This window comes from Halanaerobaculum tunisiense (assembly GCF_054657635.1).
This window is the reverse complement of the sequence record NZ_BAAHYI010000003.1, coordinates 93,182-112,969: the sequence shown is the minus strand read 5'-3', so window position 1 is coordinate 112,969 and position 19,788 is coordinate 93,182. Positions and strand designations below refer to the sequence as shown.

Below are 19,788 nucleotides of genomic sequence, written 5' to 3'. Positions count from 1 at the left end.
TGTTATGAGGAGGAGGAAAAGTGAAACAGAAGAGTAAGTTCTCCCAGATAAAAGAAAAATTAATTGAAAATTTCTTTTTTGTAAATGGTATTTTGATTATCTTAGTTCTGTTAGGGATTTTTTATCTGCTACTTAGTGAAAGTATACCTGCTTTTGAGGAGATTAGTTTGTTTAATTTCTTATTTACTGCTCGCTGGAATCCTACTTCACTGCAACAAGCAGGTTACGGAATATTATCTATGGTAGTTAGTACCTTATTGGTTACTTTTGGTTCGATGGTATTTGCTGTTCCGCTCGGGATTACTTGTGCTGCTTATTTAGCTGAAGTAGCTCCTCCTAAAGTAAGGGAGATATTAAAACCAGTCATTGAGATTTTAGCGGGGATTCCCTCGGTGGTGATTGGTTTCCTAGGGATTGTTTCTATTGGCCCTATGATAGCTAACGTTTTTAACCTTTCTAATGGCTTAAATATGATCAATGGATCTGTTTTATTAGGAATTATGGCTTTGCCAACTATTATAAGTATTTCAGAGGATGCTATTACTGCAGTACCTGAGGATTATAAACATGCTTCTTTGGCTTTAGGAGCTAATAGATGGCAAACATTAGTCAAGGTAACTTTGCCAGCAGGTTTATCAGGCATTGTAGCTGGGATAATGTTAGGTATGGGCCGGGCAATTGGAGAGACAATGGCGGTTTTAATGGCTACTGGGAATGCTCCTGCTATGCCTGATAGTATCTTTTCTTCAGTCAGAACTATGACAGCTACTATTGCAGTGGAATTAGGTGAAGTTCCTTACAATACTACTCACTATTATGCTTTATTTGCTATTGGTTTAGTATTATTTATTATGACCTTTATTGTCAATTTAATCTCCGATATCTTTTTGCACAAGTATGAGGAGGTGAAGTAATGCTTTCTAAAAGTAAACAACAAAAAATAGGTTTTTGGTTACTTAGAATTTCGGCTATAGTTGTAGTTGGTATTTTAGGTTTTATTTTATATGATATTATTAGTAAGGGAATTGGAGTTATTAATTGGTCGTTTTTAACTGATCCTCCTAAACAAGGAATGACTGAAGGAGGGATCTATCCCGCTATAGTTGGTACTTTTTTAGTGACACTGATTACTGGAATTGTAGCTGTTCCTTTTGGGATGTTTACTGCTATTTATCTAAGTGAATATGCTAACCAAGGAAAATTAACAAGATTGATTAAGTTAGCTATTAGAAATTTAGCCGGTGTTCCTTCAGTTGTATTTGGTTTATTTGGGCTAGCATTATTTGTCCAAGTTTTAGGTTTGGGGACTTCCATCTTATCCTCGGGGTTGACCTTAGGGTTAATGACGTTACCTGTTACTATTACAGCTAGTGAGGAAGCTTTGCAATCAGTTCCGGATAGTTACCGCGATGGGGCATTAGCCTTAGGAGTTAGTAAGTGGCATGCTATTAGAACTAATGTTTTACCATATTCTATTCCAGGGATGTTGACAGGAGCTATTTTAGGTTTGGCTAGAGCTGCTGGGGAGACTGCTCCTATTTTATTTACTGGAGTTGCCTTTTTCTTACCTTTTTTACCTGAATCATTATCCAGTCAATTTATGGCTTTACCGTATCACTTATATATATTAGCTACCCAACATCATGATATAGCTAAGGTAAAACCTATAGCTTATGGAACAGCTTTAGTATTGATTACTCTAGTATTAATTATGAATTTAGTTGCTATCTTATTAAGATATAAATTGCGAAATAGGAAAGAATAGGGAGGAAAAGTTATGAGTAATACAATTGAAATTAATAACTTGGATTTTTATTATGGAGATTTTCAAGCTTTAGAAGATATATCTTTTGCTATTCCCGAAAATAAAGTGACAGCTTTAATTGGTCCCTCTGGTTGTGGAAAATCAACTTTTTTAAGAACAATTAACCGGATGAATGATTTAATTGATGGTACTTGTGTAGATGGTGAAGTTTTATTTAATGGGCAGGATATCTACGAAGAAGATGTTGATGTAGTACAATTAAGAAAGCAAATAGGAATGGTATTTCAAGAACCAAATCCTTTTCCAAAGTCTGTTTATGATAATGTAGCTTACGGGCCAAGAGCGCATGGTACTAAAGACCAAGAACAATTAGATGAAATTGTAGAAAAAAGTTTACAGGATGCTGCTTTATGGGATGAAGTTCAGGATCGATTGGATAAATCTGCTATTGGTATCTCTGGAGGGCAACAACAAAGATTATGTATTGCTCGGGCGTTAGCTGTAGAACCAGATGTATTATTAATGGATGAACCAACATCTGCTTTGGATCCAGTAGCTACAGCTAAAATTGAGGATTTAATTGATAACTTAAAAAAAGATTATACAATTGTAATTGTAACTCATAGTATGCAACAGGCAGCGCGAATTTCAGATTATACGGCTTTCTTTTATATGGGAGAATTAATTGAACATGATAAAACCGAAAAGATTTTTGAAATGCCGGAAAATCAAAAGACAGAGGATTATATTACTGGTAGATTTGGATAAATCGGTAAATTTTAATATTGGATAATTAATTAGTGGAGGAGGATAGTAAATGAGAAAGAATTTTGAACAGAAATTAAATGATTTAAATCAAGATCTATTAAAGTTAGGGAGTATGGTAGAAGAGCGGATTCATCAATCAATTACTGCTTTAAAGGAACAGGATGTTGAATTGGCCCAGGAAGTAGTTGCTAATGATAATCAAATAGATGATTTTGAGGCGAAGATTGCAGAGCGGTGTATTAAATTAATTGCTCTACAACAGCCAGTAGCTAAGGACCTACGGCGGATTGATATGATTTCTAAGATGGCAACTAATCTGGAAAGAATAGGAGATTTGGCCCAGAATATTGCGCGAATTGTTGATGAATTATCAGAAGAAGAATATATTAAACCTTTAGTTGATTTGCCGAGAATGGGAGAAGTAGTTCAAGAAATGGTCCGTGAGTCTTTAGATGCCTTTGTTAATTCAGATGCTGAACAAGCAGAGAGAGTAGGAACTAGAGATACAGAGGTTAATGAACTAGATGCTCAAATCTTGCGAGAATTATTAACTTATATGATGGAGAATCCAGATGCTATTAAACAAGGAAATAAATTGATGTTTGTCAGTAAGCATCTAGAGCGGATTGGAGACCATGCTAAAAATATTTCTGAAGGAGTAATTTATATTGTTAATGGTGAGCGAGTTCATTATTAGTACTGTTTAATATATATTTTTATTTAAGTCCAGCTTAAGCTGGACTTATTATTTTGGATAACCAGTTAAAGAATTACCATCTGGGGTAGAAGTAGGATTAGACGATAAAGATACATTAGCTTCTTAAATAATAAATAAGTGTAAAGACTCTGGTTAATAACCAGAGTCTTTTTCTTTTTTGTAGCCCGGACTGATAAATTTTAACCTAATATTTACTTGGTAGTAATCTAATTGTAATCTTTATCTGTGATAATAAGGTATAAATTAGAAGTTGAATAAGGAGTGATAGAGATGAGCCAAATTCTGATAGTTGATGATGAGGATAATATTTTGGAGTTACTTAAATTTAATCTCCAACAAGAAGATTACCATCCAGTTTTAGCTACTGATGGTCAGACAGCTCTAGCTAAGCTAAGAGAGGATGACTTTGATTTAGTTGTTTTGGATATTATGTTACCACAATTAGATGGTTATGAACTCTGTCAGAGGTTAAAGAGTAAGGAAGAGTATAGAGAAGTGCCGATTATCTTTGTCAGTGCTAAGGATGAAATAGAGGACATTGTCCAAGGGTTAAATTATGGTGCAGCTGATTACGTAAAAAAACCCTTTAGTATCCGCGAGTTATTAGCTAGAATCAAGGCTGTTTTAACTAGAAAGCAAACTAGTCAAGAAGCTAGTCTCCAGTTAGGTGCTATTAAGTTAACTGATAAACAACACCAGGTTTTATTTAGCAATGAACCAGTAGATTTAACTTATAAGGAATATTATTTATTGAAGGTATTATTAACTAGACAGAATCAAGTTTGTTCTAGACAGGAGTTGTTAATGCAAGTTTGGGGCTCGGAGTCGAAAGCTAGTCTGCGAACTATTGATGTTCACATTAGAAATCTTAGGCAGAAACTTCAAGAATATGAGGTTGAGAATCCCCAAATCAAGACTATTAGAGGACGAGGCTATAGTTTACAGTTGACAGATTAAGTATATCTGATCTATTAAGGGCATAGAAATTAGATAAATTGTTCTTATGGAGGAGATTCCTAGTGCGTCAAAATTTTAGTCAGCAATTAGACGATTTAAGATCTGATCTGGTTAAGCTAGAAAGTATGGTTGAAGAAGCATTTAATTTAGCTATTAAATCTTTGCGTAAGCAAAGGGAAGATTTAGCTAAAGAAGTTATAGAAAATGATCAGCAGATAGATAAGTTGCAGATAAAGATAGAAGAAACTAGCGTTAGATTATGTGCTTTACAACAGCCAGTAGCTAATGATTTACGGACTATTATTGCTATTTCTAAGATTAGTATTGATCTAGAGAGAATAGGCGACTTAGCTCAAAATATTGCTCAGGTGAGTTGGGAATTACTATCGAAAAAAGAAGCTTATGAGCTTCCTGCTATGTTATTGGAGCTGATTGATATGCTAAAAACTAGATTACAGCAGGCAATGATTTCTTTCAGTGACAGGCAGGTGGAGTTGGCCTATGAAGTAGCCCAGAAAGATGAACTAACTGATAATTTAAATTATCAGTTAGTTCAGCAGTTATTACAACAGATGAATCAGCAACCACAATTAATTAAAGCAGGGAATAGTTTGTTATTTATTAATCGTTATTTAGAACGAATTGGGGATCATATTACTAATATCTGTGAACAGATTATATACATGCTAACGGCTAAAAGAATAAACTATTAACTAGTCTAAAATTTGGGCTAAAAGCAGGGATTCTAACTTTAGTAAAGAATATAACTAACTACCACTAATAATTAATTATTAAAGGTAGGGTTAGAATGAAAGATTTTGGACGAGTGAGTGATCCGCAAGAAGAGACTGGAGATAATAACAGAAGTCATAGTAAGTTAGTCTGGGGTATGTTTTTAATAGTTTGTCTGGGACTAGGTGTTTTAGTAGCAGTTAATCTGTTAGGTTATCATTCTTCGCAGATTACAAAGGCTAAATATCAGGTTTTAAGCCAAGAATTTAAGACGCCTGGTCTATTATTACGCCAAGAGGAAGTAATTTTTGCTTCTCAAGCAGGCGAAGTAGACCTTAAAGTCCCAGAAGGAAAGCGAGTAAGTGCTGGTAACCAGATAGTAACTATTCAGAATGAAGGCGATAAAGATGAGCTTTATAATTATCAACCAGGAATTGTAAGCTATAAAGTTGATGGGCTAGAAGCGACATTAAGTCCTAAAAATAGAGCTGATTTAAGTTATCAACAATTCAAGGAGTTAGCCGGAAAAACAACCCAGATTAAACCCCAGGAGAAAGTAAATATTGGCCGTCCTTTATTTAAAATAGTTGATAATTTTAAGATTTATTTAGCAGTTTTATTACCCCAGAAAGAATTAAGTAATTATGAAGTAGATACTGAGGTAGAAGTTAAGTTTACTGATCTTGATTTGCATTCTTTTGCAGCTAAGATTGATCTGATATTAACTGATAAACCACAAAATGTAATGATTATTGAATTAAATAAGTTCAGTCGGCAATTGATAGACCAGCGGCGTACACAAGTGAGAGTAATTAAGAAAGAATATACTGGAATTGTAGTCCCTGAAGCTGCTTTAGTTAAGAATAGTAAAGGTGATTTAGGAGTTTGGGTCCAAGGATATGTCAAGACTTATTTTTCTCAAGTAGATGTTAAAGCTAGAATAGATGGCCAGGCAGTGGTAAAAGGGGTACTTCCTGGAGCAAGGGTAGTACTTAACTAAATAAAAGGGGTTGATAATCTGTGGAAAAAAATTACATTTTAGATACTAATGTGATTTTACATGATCCCCAAGCAATTTTCTCTTTTGAAGATAATCAAGTGTTGATTCCTATGGTTGTTATTGAAGAGGTTGATGAACAAAAGAAAAGACAGGATTCAGTAGGTCGGAATGCCCGTTTATTCTCGCGATATTTAGATGACCTAAGAGAGGAAGGAAATTTATCCCAAGGGGTTAATCTTGAGCAGGGTGGTGTACTGAAGACTTGTTTAGAGCAACAATCTAGGATTGACCTTCCTGCAGAGTTAGATGATGAAAAACCGGATAATATTATTTTAGCTTATGCTTTAAATATTAGTCAAGAGACTGAGCTGCCTGTTGTAGTGGTATCTAAAGATGTTAATCTTAGAATCAAGGCTGATGTAGTAGGGATTACAGCCCAAGATTATGAAACTGATGTAGTAAATATCAAAGAACTTTATTCTGGTTTGTTGGATCTAGAGGTGCCAGCAGATAAGATAGATAAATTTTTTAATCAGCAAGGTTTAGCTGTTTCTGAATTAGAGACAGAAGAATTATTTCCTAACCAATTTGTTAACCTAAAGAATAGAGCAAGTGGATCCCAGTCTGCATTAGGTATTTATGACCAACAACAGGAGTTGATTACTCCTTTTGTTTTCAATACTGATGAAGTGTGGGGGATTAGTCCTCGTAATCGCGAACAAAGATGTGTTTTTGAGTTATTATTAAATGATGATATTAAGTTAGTTAGTCTAGTAGGTAAGGCTGGTACTGGTAAGACATTATTAGCTTTAGCTTCGGGATTACAAAAAGTAGTAGAGGAGAAGGAATACGAAAAGTTGATTGTGGCCCGGCCAATTGTACCTATGGGCCAAGATTTAGGTTATCTACCAGGAACTGAAAGAGAAAAATTACGGCCTTGGATGAAACCAATTTTCGATAATATGGAGTATCTAGTTCGTGGTGATGATCGAGATCCATCTGAAGTTATATCTGAATTAGAGGAGATGAATTTAGTTGAATTAGAAGCTTTAACTTATATTCGGGGGCGTAGTATTCCGAATCAGTTTATGATTGTTGATGAAGCCCAGAATTTAACGCCTCATGAACTAAAGACGATTATCACTCGAGTAGGTGAGGAAACTAAGATTATTTTAACTGGTGATCCTTATCAAATAGATCACCCTTATTTAGATGCCAATAGCAATGGTTTAACTTATGTAGTTGAGAGAATGAAGGAGCAAGAAATAGTAGGCCATGTTACTTTATCCAAAGGAGAAAGATCACAATTAGCAGAAATAGCTGCTAGTTCTTTGTAGGGGTTTGAATTATTAGGCCCTTGCTTTTATAATACAATAGGAGGGGTATATGTGCAGATAACAGATAGATTAGCTAAAATTAAAGAAGAAATCACACAGACAGCTAAACGAGCCAATCGTGACCCAGAAGAAATTAAGTTAGTAGCTGTTTCTAAAAACCATAGTTTAGATCAGATTAAGCAACTAGCTACTGAAGGAATTATTGATTTTGGAGAAAGTAGAGTCCAAGAGCTAAGGGATAAGTATGAGCACAAACCAGAGTTAAACTGGCATATGATAGGGCATCTGCAACGAAATAAGGTCAAATATTTAGCCCGAATGGATAACTGTCAGTTAATTCACTCCTTGGATAGTCTACGATTGGCTAAAAAGATTGAGGATAGAGCCGCTAAGGAAGATAGACAGATGAATGCTTTAGTCCAAGTTAATGTAGCTCGTGATGAAAATAAATATGGTTTTGCTCCGGAAGAGGTCAGAGAGTTTTTAGAGCAGATAGCTTCTTTAGCCCACTTACAGATTAAAGGGTTGATGACTTTAGTTCCTTATTTAGAAGATCCAGAAGCAGCTAGGCCTTATTTTTCCCAGTTAAGAGAGCTAGCAACTGAATTACAAGAAGAGAAAATTCCAGGAGTTAAAATGGAAGAGTTATCAATGGGGATGACTAATGATTTTACAGTGGCAATTGAAGAAGGAGCTACCATTGTTAGAATCGGAAGAGGAATCTTCGGGGCTCGGGAGTATGAATAGTGGATTTAATAGATAAAGTATTAGCTAGTGTAGGTGATGTATTTGGTATAGCTGATTTACAGGTTGCTAGTCCTGATCAAAAAGAAATTACGACAGATGAGAAAGAAGCTCTAGGTCAGAAGACAAGCTTTGATCAGGAAAATGTAGCAATTATAGAACCGGATTCCTTTGCTGAAGTCCAACAGATAGTTGACCATTTAACATCTGGCAGTCCAGTAATAGTTAAGTTAACTCAGGTTACTGGAGGAGAAGCAGTTAAGATTGTGGAATTTGTTAGTGGAGCAGTTTATGCTTTAGATGGTTATTCGGAGAAGATAGAGGAGAATGTTTTTTTGTTTACTCCAGCAACTATTGAAATAAATTATTAAATTTGAAGTTAATAAATAATGAGGTGGTAGTGTGCAAGGTAAACTAGGGTTTATTGGTGCTGGTTCAATGGCAGAAGCTTTGCTCAGTGGAGTTTTGGAAGCGGAGTTATTCGCCCCAGCAGAAATTTTGCTCAGTGATATTGATAATCAGCGGTTAAAAGAACTTAAAGATAACTATCAAGTCCAAGTGGCAGAGGATAATCACGAGTTAGTAACTAAAGTGGATTATATTGTGCTGGCAGTTAAACCTAAAGTAGTTTCTAAAGTATTAACTACAGTAGGAACTGAAATTACTACTAGTCAGAAAGTATTCTCTATTGCAGCAGGGATAACTACTAACCAACTGGAGAAAAATTTAGCTTCAGAAGTGCCAGTGGTGAGATTAATGCCTAATACTCCAGCTTTAATTGGCGAGGGGGCTATAGCTTATACTTTAGGCCAGGCTGCTCAGGAAGAGGATAAACAGTTGGTAACTGATATATTTAGTTCTGTAGGACTAGTAGTAGAGGTTACAGAGGATTCAATGGATGCAGTAACTGGTTTAAGTGGTAGTGGGCCAGCTTATATTTATCTGATTTTAGAAGCTTTGTCTGATGCAGGAGTTAAGATGGGTCTAGAGAGAGAAAAGGCCAACCAGTTGGCCCAGCAGACTCTATTAGGGGCCGGAAAAATGGTCCAACAATTAGAACAACATCCAGCCCAACTAAAGGATGCAGTCACTTCCCCAGGTGGAACCACTATTAGTGGGTTACAAAAACTGGAAGAAACAGGTTTGAGATCCAGTTTATATCAAGCAGTAGAAGAGGCAGCAAATAAGTCACAAGAATTAAGGGAGAGTGATTAAATGTTATTATCTTTATTAATTCGGGTAATTAGATTTGCTTTCAGTTTATTTGATTTCCTGTTACTAGCTAGAGTAATTTCTTCTTGGGTACAACCACCAACTGACCGGCGCTTTATGCGACAGTTCTTACGTTTTGTCTATCAGACTACTGAGCCAGTTTTAGCTCCAATTAGACAGATGATTCCTATCCCTGGAATAGATTTGTCACCGATTATTGCTTTTATAGCTATAGATATTATTGAGGGTGGTTTGATGGATTTGTTAAGAGTGTTGGTTTATTAGATGATGTTTGATAAACAGAAATTATTGGCCTCGTTAGCTGATGAAGAAGCAACTAGAGTTGATAAAATATTAGATAAAGCAGAGCAAGCCCTGCGCAAACATAAACCTTTTTTCACTGATTTTTTAAATCCACGTCAGTTATATGTAGCTAAACCAGTATTAAAGCAAGTTAGAGATATAAAGTTTTTGGAGTATGGTGGTTATAAAGAGGCGGAAAGAAAGCGGTTAGCTGTAACTCCTGATTATTATATTCCGGATATGATTGATTCTCCATTAACTGTGTTAGATATTACTGGCCAGTTTAAGTTTCAGCAAGTCAATCATGGAGATTTTTTAGGAGCTATTTTAGGAACTGGTATTCAACGAAAAAAAGTAGGAGATCTAGTGCTTTATAAAGATGGCTGTCAAGCAATAGTGGCTAAAGAGATGAAAGATTATTTAATGTTGAATTTAGAACAAGTACATCAGATTGGAGTTACGGTAGAGGAAATTTCTACTGCAGATTTAAGCATAGAACCTGCTAGAACCAAAGAAATTCGAGATACTGTAGCTTCTTTAAGGTTAGATTCCGTAGCTAGTTCGGGGTTTTCTACTTCTCGGACTAAGATGAGTAAATATATCGAACAGGGTAGAGTTAAAGTGAATTGGAAAGTGGTTGAGGATACTTCTTATATGGTAGATGAGGATGATATTCTTTCTATGCGAGGTAGAGGTAGAGTAGAAATTGATGAGTTATTAGGTGAATCTAGACGAGGTAGAATTAAATTAAGGCTAAAGCGATATTTGTAAAGGAGGTATTAGAATGACGTTAACTCCAGAAGATATTTATAACAAAGAATTTAGTAAAAGTTTTTCGTTGTGGTCCTATGATGACCAGGAAATAGTTGATTTTTTAGATCTGGTAGGGACTTATTATGAGGAAATAATAGAGGAGAATAAACAATTAGAAGCAGAAGTTGAGAGATTAGAAGCAAAATTAGAGGATTGTAAGCAACAACAAATGGAGTTTCAAGCCTCTCTCCAGGAAACATTAGATACAGCTAAAGAAACAGCTAGCAGTAAAGAGCAGGAGGCAGAAAGAAAAGCAGATTTAATTATTCAGGAAGCAAAAGGAAAGGCAGATCAAATTATAGCTGAAGCCCAAGATAAAGCTCGGGAGGAGTATCGTAGATACCAGGAATTAGTAGAGTCTAAAAGAAGATTTAAAGTCCAGTTTAAATCACAATTAAAGTCCTATTTAGAGTTGTTAGAAGATAAGGAAACTAATATTGAGTTACTTAAAGAAGATATTGAGGAGGAGTCAGAATGGAGCAACGAATAGCAGTGATAGGTATTATCATTAATAAACGCCAAGAAGTTGCCGAAGAAGTAAATAGTATTTTAAGTGATTATGGAGAGTTAATTGTTGGTCGGATGGGGTTACCTTATGATAATAAAGGATTGAATATTATTTCTTTGATTGTGGATGGAACTAATGATCAATTAGGAGCTTTAGCTGGTAAATTAGGTAATATATCAGGGGTTGAAGTTAAGACAATGATGGCGACATAAGAACAATTAACAATTGATAATTTAGAATTAATAATTAAATTCAAAATAATGTACATAAAAAAGCAATATTGATATAAAGTGGCACTTTCGTGCCACAGCTATCAGCTGTCTGTCGTGAGCCGTGAGCTAATTCAAATTCTTCAATTCAAAACTATAAATATAGTTCAATCCCTTAAAATACAGCAATGATAGAGGAATTAGATATTGAATTTAAAGGTTTTGAACTGGCTAATAGCACACAGCACACGACACACGACTGTGTCACCTCTGGTGACACAATATAAATATGAAGTGAGGGGCTAGAATAATGACTTTAGGAATAATTGGTGCTATGGAAGTAGAAATTGAATTATTGCGCGATGATTTAGAATTAGAGACTACTTTACATAAGGCAGGGATGGATTTTTATCAAGGTAATTCACAAGGGCAAGAAGTAGTATTAGTTAGAAGTGGGGTTGGAAAAGTTAATGCTGGGATTTGTACTCAGATCTTAATTGATCAATTTAGTGTTGATCAGATTATTTTTACTGGGGTAGCAGGTGCTATTGATTCTCAGCTAGATATAGGGGATATAGTTATCTCTACTGATTTAGTCCAGCATGATATGGATGCTACTTCTTTTGGTCGCGAAAGAGGGGAAATTTCTGGACTGGACAAGATTGCATTTAAAGCTGATAAAGATTTACTTTCTCTAGCAGCAGAGATAGGAAAGACAGTAACTGCTCAAGAGGAGATAGCGGTGGTTACAGGACGCGTTTTATCAGGCGACCAATTTATTGCTGATAAGCAAAAAGTAGCTAACTTGCGTGAGACTTTTGGGGGCTTATGTACTGAAATGGAAGGAGCAGCTGTAGCCCAGGTAGCTTATTTAAATGATCTTCCTTTTGTGGTTATTCGTTCTATTTCTGATAAAGCAGATAGAGAGGCTGATATTTCTTTTAATGAGTTTGTTCAGTTAGCTGCTAGTCATTCTTATCAAATAGTTACTGGGATGCTTGAGGAATTATAAGGTTACTCAATAAAAGTTGAATTAGTTTTTAAATAATAGTTGACTAGCTAGATTAATTATACTATAATGAAGAATAAACTGCATATAGCTTAGAGGCGAAGATAGAGAAGAGTAAGTATAGTTAAAGTTAATAGCGAGCTAGAGATAGTGAGAGTCTAGCAACGGAAGCTATACTGAAGATCATCTCTTAGCTATTCTTTCGAAGCTTTAGTAGAAAGAATCGGGGGCAGATCGTTATTCTGTTAGAGTGAATATATGATAATAATTAGTTTTTCATATATTAACTAGGGTGGTAGCGCGAGTTAACCTCGTCCCTTAATTGGGAGGAGGTTTTTTTAATTCAGTTAACAGTTTATGATTTACAATTTACAGTTAAAAACACAAAGTTACTAGTAATATATAAGAAAGTATAGTAATATTGATCTTGGGTTAGATGTTCTTGCCATTCCGTAGGTTATTTGTGCAAATCACTGTCAACTGTACATTGTACACTGTAAATTATTAATTGGTTTCAACTATCAATTGTCAATTATAAATTATCAACTAAATAAATGGAGGTTTAAAAATGGGTTATAAAGATACATTGAATCTACCAGATACTGATTTTTCTATGCGGGCCAACCTTTCGGAACGTGAACCTGAGTTTCAAGAGTTTTGGCAGGAGAATAATATTTATGAGCGAGCTTTAGAACAAAGAGAAGGCGAGGAACAGTTTATTTTGCATGATGGTCCTCCGTATGCTAATGGTGATATTCACATCGGACATGCTTTAAACAAGACGCTGAAAGATATTGTCACTCGCTATCACCACTTACAGGGCTATCAGAGTCCTTATATTCCTGGTTGGGATACACATGGGTTGCCGATTGAACACAAGGTAACTAGTGAGTTAGATAAAGAAGAGAGAAAAGAGTTAACAACAGCTGAATTAAGAGAACAATGTAAAGATTATGCTTTAAATTACGTAGAACGCCAAAAAGGGCAATTTAAAAGATTAGGAGTCTGGGGTGACTGGGATAATCCTTATATTACTTTAACGCCTGATTACGAAGCTAAGCAGATTGATGTCTTTGGGCAGATGGCTTTACAAGGATTATTATTTAGAGGATTGAAACCAGTCCACTGGTGTACTAATTGTGAGACTGCTCTAGCAGAAGCTGAAATTGAATACGAAGAGATTAATGGACCTTCTATTTTTGTTAAATTTCCTGTTAAAGAAGGGAAGACACTAGCAGGAGAAGAATTAACAAGTGATGATTATGTAGTTATCTGGACTACAACTCCGTGGACTATTCCTGCTAATCAAGCAATTTCTATTCATCCTGATTATGAGTATGTAATTGCCCAGACAGATAATGGGCGATTAGTGGCAGCTAAAGAATTAGTGGACGAGATGATGGAGATTTGTGATATTAAGGATTATGAACTAGTAGCAGAATTTAAAGGAGAAGAATTAGAAGGAGTTATTTGTCAGCATCCTTTCTTTGATCGAGAATCTCCTTTGCTTTTAGGAGATCATGTTACTTTAGAACAAGGTTCTGGTTGTGTTCATACTGCTCCTGGCCATGGTCACGAAGACTATGTTATCGGTCAAGAGTATGATTTGGATGTCTATGCTCCAATGGATGATCAGGGTGTCTTTACTCAAGAAGCTGGAGAACATTTTGCCGGTAAACACTATGATCAAGCTAATATTAAAGTAACAGATTTATTAAAAGAAGATGATTTATTAATGAACTTAAACTTTATTGATCACTCTTATCCGCACTGCTGGAGGTGTAAGAACCCAGTTATCTTTAGAGCTACTGAACAGTGGTTTGCATCAGTAGAAGATATCAAAGAAGAAGCTTTAGCTGCTGTGCAAGATGTAGACTGGTATCCTGAGTGGGGCGAAGGAAGAATGACTAATATGATTGAGGATCGTAATGACTGGTGTATTTCTCGGCAGCGAGTCTGGGGTGTACCAATTCCAATCTTTTATTGTGCTGACTGTGAAGAACCACTGATTACAGAAGAAAGTATTGCGGCAGTTAAAGAATTATTTGCCGAGGAAGGTTCTGGTAGCTGGTATCAAACAGAAGCAGAAGAAATTTTACCAGCTGAAACTACTTGTCAAGCCTGTGGTCATGATGAATTTACTAAAGAATCTGATATTATGGATGTCTGGTTTGATTCAGGGGCTAGTCATGCTTCAGTACTCGAGAATTATGATATCTTAGATAGACCAGCTGATTTATATTTAGAAGGAACAGACCAGTATCGAGGTTGGTTTAATTCTTCTTTATTAACTTCTATTGCTGCTCGGGGAGAAGCTCCTTACAAGGCAGTTGTGACTAATGGATTTACCACAGATAAAGATGGGAAGAAGATGTCTAAGTCAGTTGGTAATGTTGTATCCCCTCATGAAGTTATTGATCAATACGGAGCAGATATTTTAAGATTATGGGTTGCTTCTTCTAACTTTAAAGAGGACGTCCGGATTTCTGATAAGATCTTAAATGAAAACTCTGAAGTTTATCGTAGAATCAGAAATACTGCGCGGTATATTCTTGGTAATTTAGCTGACTTCAATCCGCAAGAAGATACAGTAGATTATGAGCAGTTGACTGAAATTGATCAGTGGGCTTTACTAAAGTTACAGGAAGTATTAGAGGTAGCTAAGACAGCTTATGAGGATTATGAGTACCACAAAGTCTATCATGCTGTCCATAACTTCTGTACTGTAGAGATGAGTTCTTTCTATATGGATGTACTAAAAGATAGATTATATACTCTAGAGCCGAATAATCGGGTGCGTCGCTCAGCCCAGACTGCTATGTATGAGATCTTAACTACTTTAACTAAGATTGTAGCTCCTATTTTGGTTCATACTGCTGAAGAGATTTGGCAGAATCTACCACAAGAGGATATTGCCGAGAGTGTCTTCTTGACTGATTGGCCAGAGGTAACAGATAAGTATTTAGATCAAGAGTTGGCCCAGAAGTGGAAGAGATTTTTAGAGATCAGAAAAGATATCTCGAAAGCTATTGAATTAGCTAGAGAAGAGGATGTAGTAGGTCATTCTTTAGATGCTCAAGTTAAGTTGTATCCTACAGCTGAGCAAGCAGACTTTTTAGCCCAGTTTGCTAAATTAGATGAATTACTAATTGTTTCTAAGGTGGAGTTGGCCCCAGCAGAGGCTGATGCTACTGCTGAGAATCTGTATACAGGCCAGAATACAGATCTTCAGGTAGCGGTTGCTCCAGCTGAAGGAGAAAAATGTGATCGGTGTTGGCATTACAGTCCAACAGTAGGTAATAATGCTGATCATCCTGATTTATGTACTGAATGTCTAGAAGTTGTTAAAGCATTATAAAATTAAAGTAAGGCTTGTAGCTAAGTTAGCTACAAGCCTTTTTAATATTTTAAACTACAAAATGTTTTACTTTAGTTTTAGTTAATTAAGTCAAAAATTTAAGTTTAGAATAATTAAAGATTGATATTGATCATTGTAAAGTTTATAATTATAGTAGAATTAGTTAAGAGCTGAAGTAGTCACAGATAACTAGATCAACTTGAAAAGTAGATAAGATGTGTGGTATATTATTAAGTAGTTTAATTAAAAATAGTAAATATCATTGTATAGTTTTAGGAGGTATAATAATGGGGATTAATTTAATTAATATTGGTTTCGGTAATATTGCAGCAGCAAATAGGATTATTGCTATTGTTAGTCCTGAATCAGCACCAATTAAGCGAGTTATTCAGGATGCTAGAGATCGCGGAATGTTAATCGATGCTACTTATGGTCGGCGCACAAGGGCTGTAATTGTTACTGATAGTGATCATGTTATTTTATCTGCAGTACAGCCAGAGACTGTATCGCAGCGATTAGATGATACTACAGAGGAAGAATAATTTTTTATAAAGGAGCGAAGTAGAATGGCTAACAAGGAAGGTAACTTAATTATCCTCTCTGGGCCATCGGGGGTAGGTAAAGGAACAGTACTAGATGCTTTATTGGAGAAATATGATGATATTTATTATTCTATCTCAGCTACTACTAGACGGCCTAGAGAAGGCGAAATAGATGGTGAAGACTATTTTTTTATGAGTCCAGATCAATTTGAAACGCAAGTTAACCAAGAAGAATTTTTAGAATGGGCTAAGGTACATAATAATTATTATGGCACACCAAAAAACTATGTACAGAATAAACTCCAAGCAGGTAGTGATGTTATCCTAGAGATTGATATTCAAGGAGCCCAGCAAGTTAAAGAGAGATTTAAGGGCGGAGTATTTATCTTTTTAGCTCCACCTTCTTTAGAGGAGTTAAAAAAACGGATTAGTAGACGAGGTACAGAAAGTAAAGAAGCAATGGAGACTAGATTACAGAATGCCCAAGAAGAACTGGCAGAAAAAGAAAAATATGATTATTTAGTTGTCAATGATAAATTAGCTGAGGCAGTAGAAAAAATTAAAGCAATTATTATTGCTGAAAGATGTAAATTATAATTCTAAGGAGGAGTTAAAATGCATTTATCAGAACCTACTATGGATCAACTTTTAAAGAATGGCCGGTCTAAATTTGCTAATATTTTAGCTGCATCTAAGAGGGCTAGACAATTACAGGATGGATCTGAAAAATTACTAGAAGAGTATGAAGGACATAAATCAGTTTCTAAAGCTTTAGAAGAAGTTGCGGCTGGAAAAATTGTACCTGATGTTGAAGAAGAATAGGTGTAATTTATGTTAGAATCTAAAACAGTTGTTTTAGGAGTTACTGGTGGAATTGCTGCTTATAAAGCTGTGGAGATAGCCAGTCGATATCGAAAGTTAGGGGCAGAAGTACATGTTATTATGACTGAATCAGCTACAGAATTTGTTCAGCCGTTAACTTTTCGTTCGCTGACCCATAATCCAGTAGCAGTTAGTATGTTTTCTGAACCACGACAGTGGGATGTAGAACATATCTCTCTAGCTGATAAAGCTGATTTAATGTTATTAGCTCCGGCTACAGCCAATATTGTGGGTAAGATTGCTAATGGTATTGCTGATGATATGTTATCAACTACTGTGATGGCTACTCAGGCGGAAGTGGTGTTGGCCCCGGCAATGAATGTAAATATGTACCAGAATTCAATTGTCCAGGAGAATTTATCTTATCTACAAAACCACGGTTATCAGATAATTTCAGCTGATAAAGGTGATTTAGCTTGTGGCTATCAGGGCCGAGGGCGGTTTCCGAGCCCACAAGAGATTGTTAAAACTAGCAGTGCTTATTTACTCAATCAGACTAAATCAGATTTACAGGATAAGCAAATATTAATTACTGCTGGTGGTACTAAAGAAGCTATAGATCCCGTAAGATATATTGGCAATCACTCTTCAGGTAGAATGGGATATGCTTTAGCTCGAGCTGCTCAGGCTCGAGGAGCTGAGGTTACCCTAGTATCTGCACCAACGAATTTAACCCAGCCTAAAGGCTGTGAAACAATTACGGTTACTACTGCCCAAGAAATGTACCAAAAAGTAATTAATCGCCAGGAGAGCCAGGATGTAATTATTATGGCAGCTGCAATAGCAGATTATAGGGTAGCAGAAGTGGCTGAGGATAAAATTAAAAAGCAGTCTGGATCTTTAACCTTAAATTTAGAACGGACTAAGGATATTTTAGCTACTTTAGGTCGTAATAAATCAACAGGACAAGTTTTAGCTGGTTTTGCTGCTGAATCCAATGATTTAGTAGCTAATGCCCAGGCAAAATTAAAGGCTAAACAAGCCGATTTGATTGTGGCTAATGATATTACAGCAACAAATGCTGGTTTTCAAGCTGAAGATAATCAAGTTACACTTATTAGCCAGCAAGAAAAGAAAGAATTGCCAGCTGCTAATAAAGCAGTGATAGCTGGACAAATTTTAGATAAGATAGATCAAATTCTTAATTAGGAGGGATAGAGATTATGCCCGAAGTAGAAGTGGAGAGTTTTAAGTTAGATCATAGAGAAGTAGATGCTCCCTATGTTAGAGAAGCTGGTAGATTAGAGACGCCAAGTGGAGATATTATCTCTAAGTATGACTTACGACTTATGCAACCTAACCAAGGGGTAATATCTACTGCTGCTATGCATAGTTTAGAACATTTATTAGCTAAGTTTATGCGGCAGCGAATAGATGATATTATTGATTTATCTCCTATGGGTTGTCGGACTGGTTTTTACTTAAGTAAGATAGGAGAGCCGGAAGTAGAGAAGATTGAAACAGCGTTAGTAGCAGCTTTAGAAGACATTATAGAAGCTCAAGAAGTAGAGGCTACAACGGCTAAAGAATGTGGTAATTACCGAGATCACTCTTTATTTGGGGCTCAGGAATATGCTCAGCAAGTTTTAGAAGGATTTAGAAATTAAGCTCTTCTCTTGACAAGAGCTTAGTAGTTAACTATAATTTTAGCAAGGTAGTGTAGTAGTTAAGTAGGAGTTTAAATTTGATTTTTAGTTTGAGATTAAGCTTAAGAAACGAGTAAAAATAGTAGGGTAGTAGCTAAAGTAGTAATTATATTTTAAATTATGGATAGCTATACCCACTTCTCTTGAGGAGTGGGATTTTTTTGTTTTTAGGTTGTTAAGATGTAGTTTAATTTTTTAGGATACAGCAATTATGAGATTTTAGATTTAGAATTTAAGTGTTTTGAATCAGCTGATGACACATAGCAAACAACAAGGAGGAGTGGAGAAGATGAGCAGACGAATACTTTATTTATTAGCTTTATTATTGCTAGTGACACAATTAGTAGGATGTGGCAGTCAACAGGCTAGCCAAGAAACAGAACAGGTAAAGATAGGAATTACCCAGATTGTAAAGCATTCTTCTTTAGATGCAGTAAAGGATGGTTTTAAGGACCAACTACAGGAGCAGGGTTACGAAGAAGGAGAGAATATTAGTTATGATTTCCAGAATGCTCAAGGAGATATGTCTACAGCACAGACAATAGCAACTAATTTTGCTCAGGATGATCTGGATGCAGTGTTAGCAATTGCTACCCCAAGTGCTCAAGCAGTAGCAAATGCAATTAACGAGACACCAATTTTGATTTCTGCTGTAACAGATCCTAAAGAGGCAGGTTTAGTTGATAGTTATCAAGAGCCTGGTGGTAACCTAACAGGAACTAGTGATTTGACTCCAGTAGGAAAACAACTAGATTTATTTAATAAATTAAATCAAGATATCAACCAGGTAGGAATCATTTATAATTCTGGTGAGAGTAATTCTACTTTTCTAGCTGAGTTGGCCCAAGAGAAAGCAAAAGAGTTGGATTTAGAGTTAGTAGAAGCAACAGTAACTTCTAGCAGTGAAGTTTATCAAGCTGCTCAATCACTGACTGGTCGCGTGGATGGTATTTATGTTCCTACTGATAATACTGTAGTATCAGCTATTCAATCAGTTATTAAAGTAGCTAATCAAAATGATTTACCATTGATTACTGGTGAGAGTAATTCAGTAGAATCTGGAGCTTTGGCTACTTTAGGAGTTGATTATTATCAATTAGGTAGCCAAACAGGTAAGATGGCAGTTAAGGTATTAGAAGAAGAAAAAACTCCTAGTGAATTACCAATTGAATATGCTAAAGAAACTAAATTAGTGATTAATCGTCAGGCGGCCACAGAAATGAATGTAGATTTACCAGAGGAATTAGTTAATCAAGCAGCAGAAGTGATTAAGTAGAGGTGGTAA

23 protein-coding genes and 1 other annotated feature are annotated in these 19,788 nt (G+C 35.8%); all 23 genes read left to right on the top strand.

The annotated features are described in order from the left end of the window. The first annotated feature begins 20 nt into the window (after positions 1-20). The 23 genes from pstC to ACYQ3D_RS03460 all read left to right on the top strand — a co-directional run bounded on the left by pstC (position 21) and on the right by ACYQ3D_RS03460 (position 19,779). On the top strand, positions 21-914 hold the full coding sequence (gene pstC, locus ACYQ3D_RS03570; protein WP_459836317.1) for a phosphate ABC transporter permease subunit PstC: 894 nt from the start codon (positions 21-23) through the stop codon (positions 912-914). Then, entirely contained in the window at positions 914-1,765 is an 852-nt protein-coding gene (gene pstA / locus ACYQ3D_RS03565) for a phosphate ABC transporter permease PstA (RefSeq protein WP_459836315.1), read from the top strand. Before pstC ends, pstA begins: the two co-directional genes overlap by 1 nt. A gap of 12 nt (positions 1,766-1,777) precedes the next feature. Next, on the top strand, positions 1,778-2,533 hold the full coding sequence (gene pstB / locus ACYQ3D_RS03560; RefSeq protein ID WP_459836312.1) for a phosphate ABC transporter ATP-binding protein PstB: 756 nt from the start codon (positions 1,778-1,780) through the stop codon (positions 2,531-2,533). A 49-nt stretch (positions 2,534-2,582) separates the two neighbouring features. After that, positions 2,583-3,230, top strand: a complete 648-nt coding sequence (gene phoU, locus ACYQ3D_RS03555; protein WP_459836309.1) for a phosphate signaling complex protein PhoU — start codon at positions 2,583-2,585, stop codon at positions 3,228-3,230. A 291-nt stretch (positions 3,231-3,521) separates the two neighbouring features. Beyond that, positions 3,522-4,208, top strand: coding sequence for a response regulator transcription factor (locus ACYQ3D_RS03550; RefSeq protein ID WP_459836307.1), 687 nt, complete (start codon positions 3,522-3,524; stop codon positions 4,206-4,208). A 62-nt stretch (positions 4,209-4,270) separates the two neighbouring features. Continuing rightward, a complete protein-coding gene (phoU, locus tag ACYQ3D_RS03545; protein ID WP_459836304.1) occupies positions 4,271-4,921 on the top strand; it encodes a phosphate signaling complex protein PhoU in 651 nt (216 codons plus the stop codon). A 95-nt stretch (positions 4,922-5,016) separates the two neighbouring features. Further along, entirely contained in the window at positions 5,017-5,940 is a 924-nt protein-coding gene (locus ACYQ3D_RS03540) for a biotin/lipoyl attachment domain-containing protein (protein WP_459836301.1), read from the top strand. 20 nt (positions 5,941-5,960) lie between these two features. Further along, entirely contained in the window at positions 5,961-7,277 is a 1,317-nt protein-coding gene (locus ACYQ3D_RS03535) for a PhoH family protein (protein WP_459836298.1), read from the top strand. A 51-nt stretch (positions 7,278-7,328) separates the two neighbouring features. Then, a complete protein-coding gene (locus ACYQ3D_RS03530) occupies positions 7,329-8,024 on the top strand; it encodes a YggS family pyridoxal phosphate-dependent enzyme (RefSeq protein ID WP_459836295.1) in 696 nt (231 codons plus the stop codon). Next, complete coding sequence (locus tag ACYQ3D_RS03525) at positions 8,024-8,392, top strand: cell division protein SepF (protein WP_459836293.1); 369 nt, start codon at positions 8,024-8,026, stop codon at positions 8,390-8,392. The genes ACYQ3D_RS03530 and ACYQ3D_RS03525 overlap by 1 nt, the downstream gene beginning before the upstream one ends. 31 nt (positions 8,393-8,423) lie before the next feature. Further along, positions 8,424-9,236 (top strand): pyrroline-5-carboxylate reductase, encoded by an 813-nt coding sequence (proC, locus tag ACYQ3D_RS03520; protein ID WP_459836291.1) that lies wholly within the window; start codon positions 8,424-8,426, stop codon positions 9,234-9,236. Continuing rightward, positions 9,237-9,518 (top strand): YggT family protein, encoded by a 282-nt coding sequence (locus tag ACYQ3D_RS03515; RefSeq protein WP_459836288.1) that lies wholly within the window; start codon positions 9,237-9,239, stop codon positions 9,516-9,518. Next, entirely contained in the window at positions 9,519-10,307 is a 789-nt protein-coding gene (locus tag ACYQ3D_RS03510; protein ID WP_459836286.1) for a photosystem II electron transport protein, Sll1252 family, read from the top strand. A 13-nt stretch (positions 10,308-10,320) separates the two neighbouring features. Then, a complete protein-coding gene (locus ACYQ3D_RS03505; RefSeq protein ID WP_459836284.1) occupies positions 10,321-10,839 on the top strand; it encodes a DivIVA domain-containing protein in 519 nt (172 codons plus the stop codon). After that, on the top strand, positions 10,824-11,069 hold the full coding sequence (locus tag ACYQ3D_RS03500; protein WP_459836282.1) for a TM1266 family iron-only hydrogenase system putative regulator: 246 nt from the start codon (positions 10,824-10,826) through the stop codon (positions 11,067-11,069). Before ACYQ3D_RS03505 ends, ACYQ3D_RS03500 begins: the two co-directional genes overlap by 16 nt. 307 nt (positions 11,070-11,376) lie before the next feature. Further along, a complete protein-coding gene (locus ACYQ3D_RS03495; protein WP_459836280.1) occupies positions 11,377-12,078 on the top strand; it encodes a 5'-methylthioadenosine/adenosylhomocysteine nucleosidase in 702 nt (233 codons plus the stop codon). Between the two features lie 89 nt (positions 12,079-12,167). Further along, positions 12,168-12,397 (top strand) — a binding site (T-box leader). 246 nt (positions 12,398-12,643) lie between these two features. Beyond that, positions 12,644-15,433 carry an isoleucine--tRNA ligase gene (ileS, locus tag ACYQ3D_RS03490; RefSeq protein ID WP_459836278.1) on the top strand — a complete coding sequence of 930 codons (2,790 nt, stop codon included), beginning with the start codon at positions 12,644-12,646 and terminating at the stop codon, positions 15,431-15,433. Positions 15,434-15,720: 287 nt separating this feature from the next. Continuing rightward, entirely contained in the window at positions 15,721-15,975 is a 255-nt protein-coding gene (remA, locus tag ACYQ3D_RS03485) for an extracellular matrix/biofilm regulator RemA (RefSeq protein ID WP_459836276.1), read from the top strand. A 24-nt stretch (positions 15,976-15,999) separates the two neighbouring features. Continuing rightward, complete coding sequence (gene gmk, locus ACYQ3D_RS03480) at positions 16,000-16,572, top strand: guanylate kinase (RefSeq protein WP_459836273.1); 573 nt, start codon at positions 16,000-16,002, stop codon at positions 16,570-16,572. 18 nt (positions 16,573-16,590) lie between these two features. Next, the gene (gene rpoZ, locus ACYQ3D_RS03475) at positions 16,591-16,797 is read left to right on the top strand and encodes a DNA-directed RNA polymerase subunit omega (protein ID WP_459836270.1); all 207 of its coding nucleotides are present in this window, start codon (positions 16,591-16,593) and stop codon (positions 16,795-16,797) included. 9 nt (positions 16,798-16,806) lie between these two features. Continuing rightward, the gene (gene coaBC, locus ACYQ3D_RS03470; protein ID WP_459836268.1) at positions 16,807-18,006 is read left to right on the top strand and encodes a bifunctional phosphopantothenoylcysteine decarboxylase/phosphopantothenate--cysteine ligase CoaBC; all 1,200 of its coding nucleotides are present in this window, start codon (positions 16,807-16,809) and stop codon (positions 18,004-18,006) included. A 14-nt stretch (positions 18,007-18,020) separates the two neighbouring features. After that, complete coding sequence (locus ACYQ3D_RS03465; RefSeq protein ID WP_459836266.1) at positions 18,021-18,464, top strand: S-ribosylhomocysteine lyase; 444 nt, start codon at positions 18,021-18,023, stop codon at positions 18,462-18,464. A 328-nt stretch (positions 18,465-18,792) separates the two neighbouring features. Next, a complete protein-coding gene (locus tag ACYQ3D_RS03460) occupies positions 18,793-19,779 on the top strand; it encodes an ABC transporter substrate-binding protein (RefSeq protein WP_459836264.1) in 987 nt (328 codons plus the stop codon). Positions 19,780-19,788: the final 9 nt, after the last annotated feature.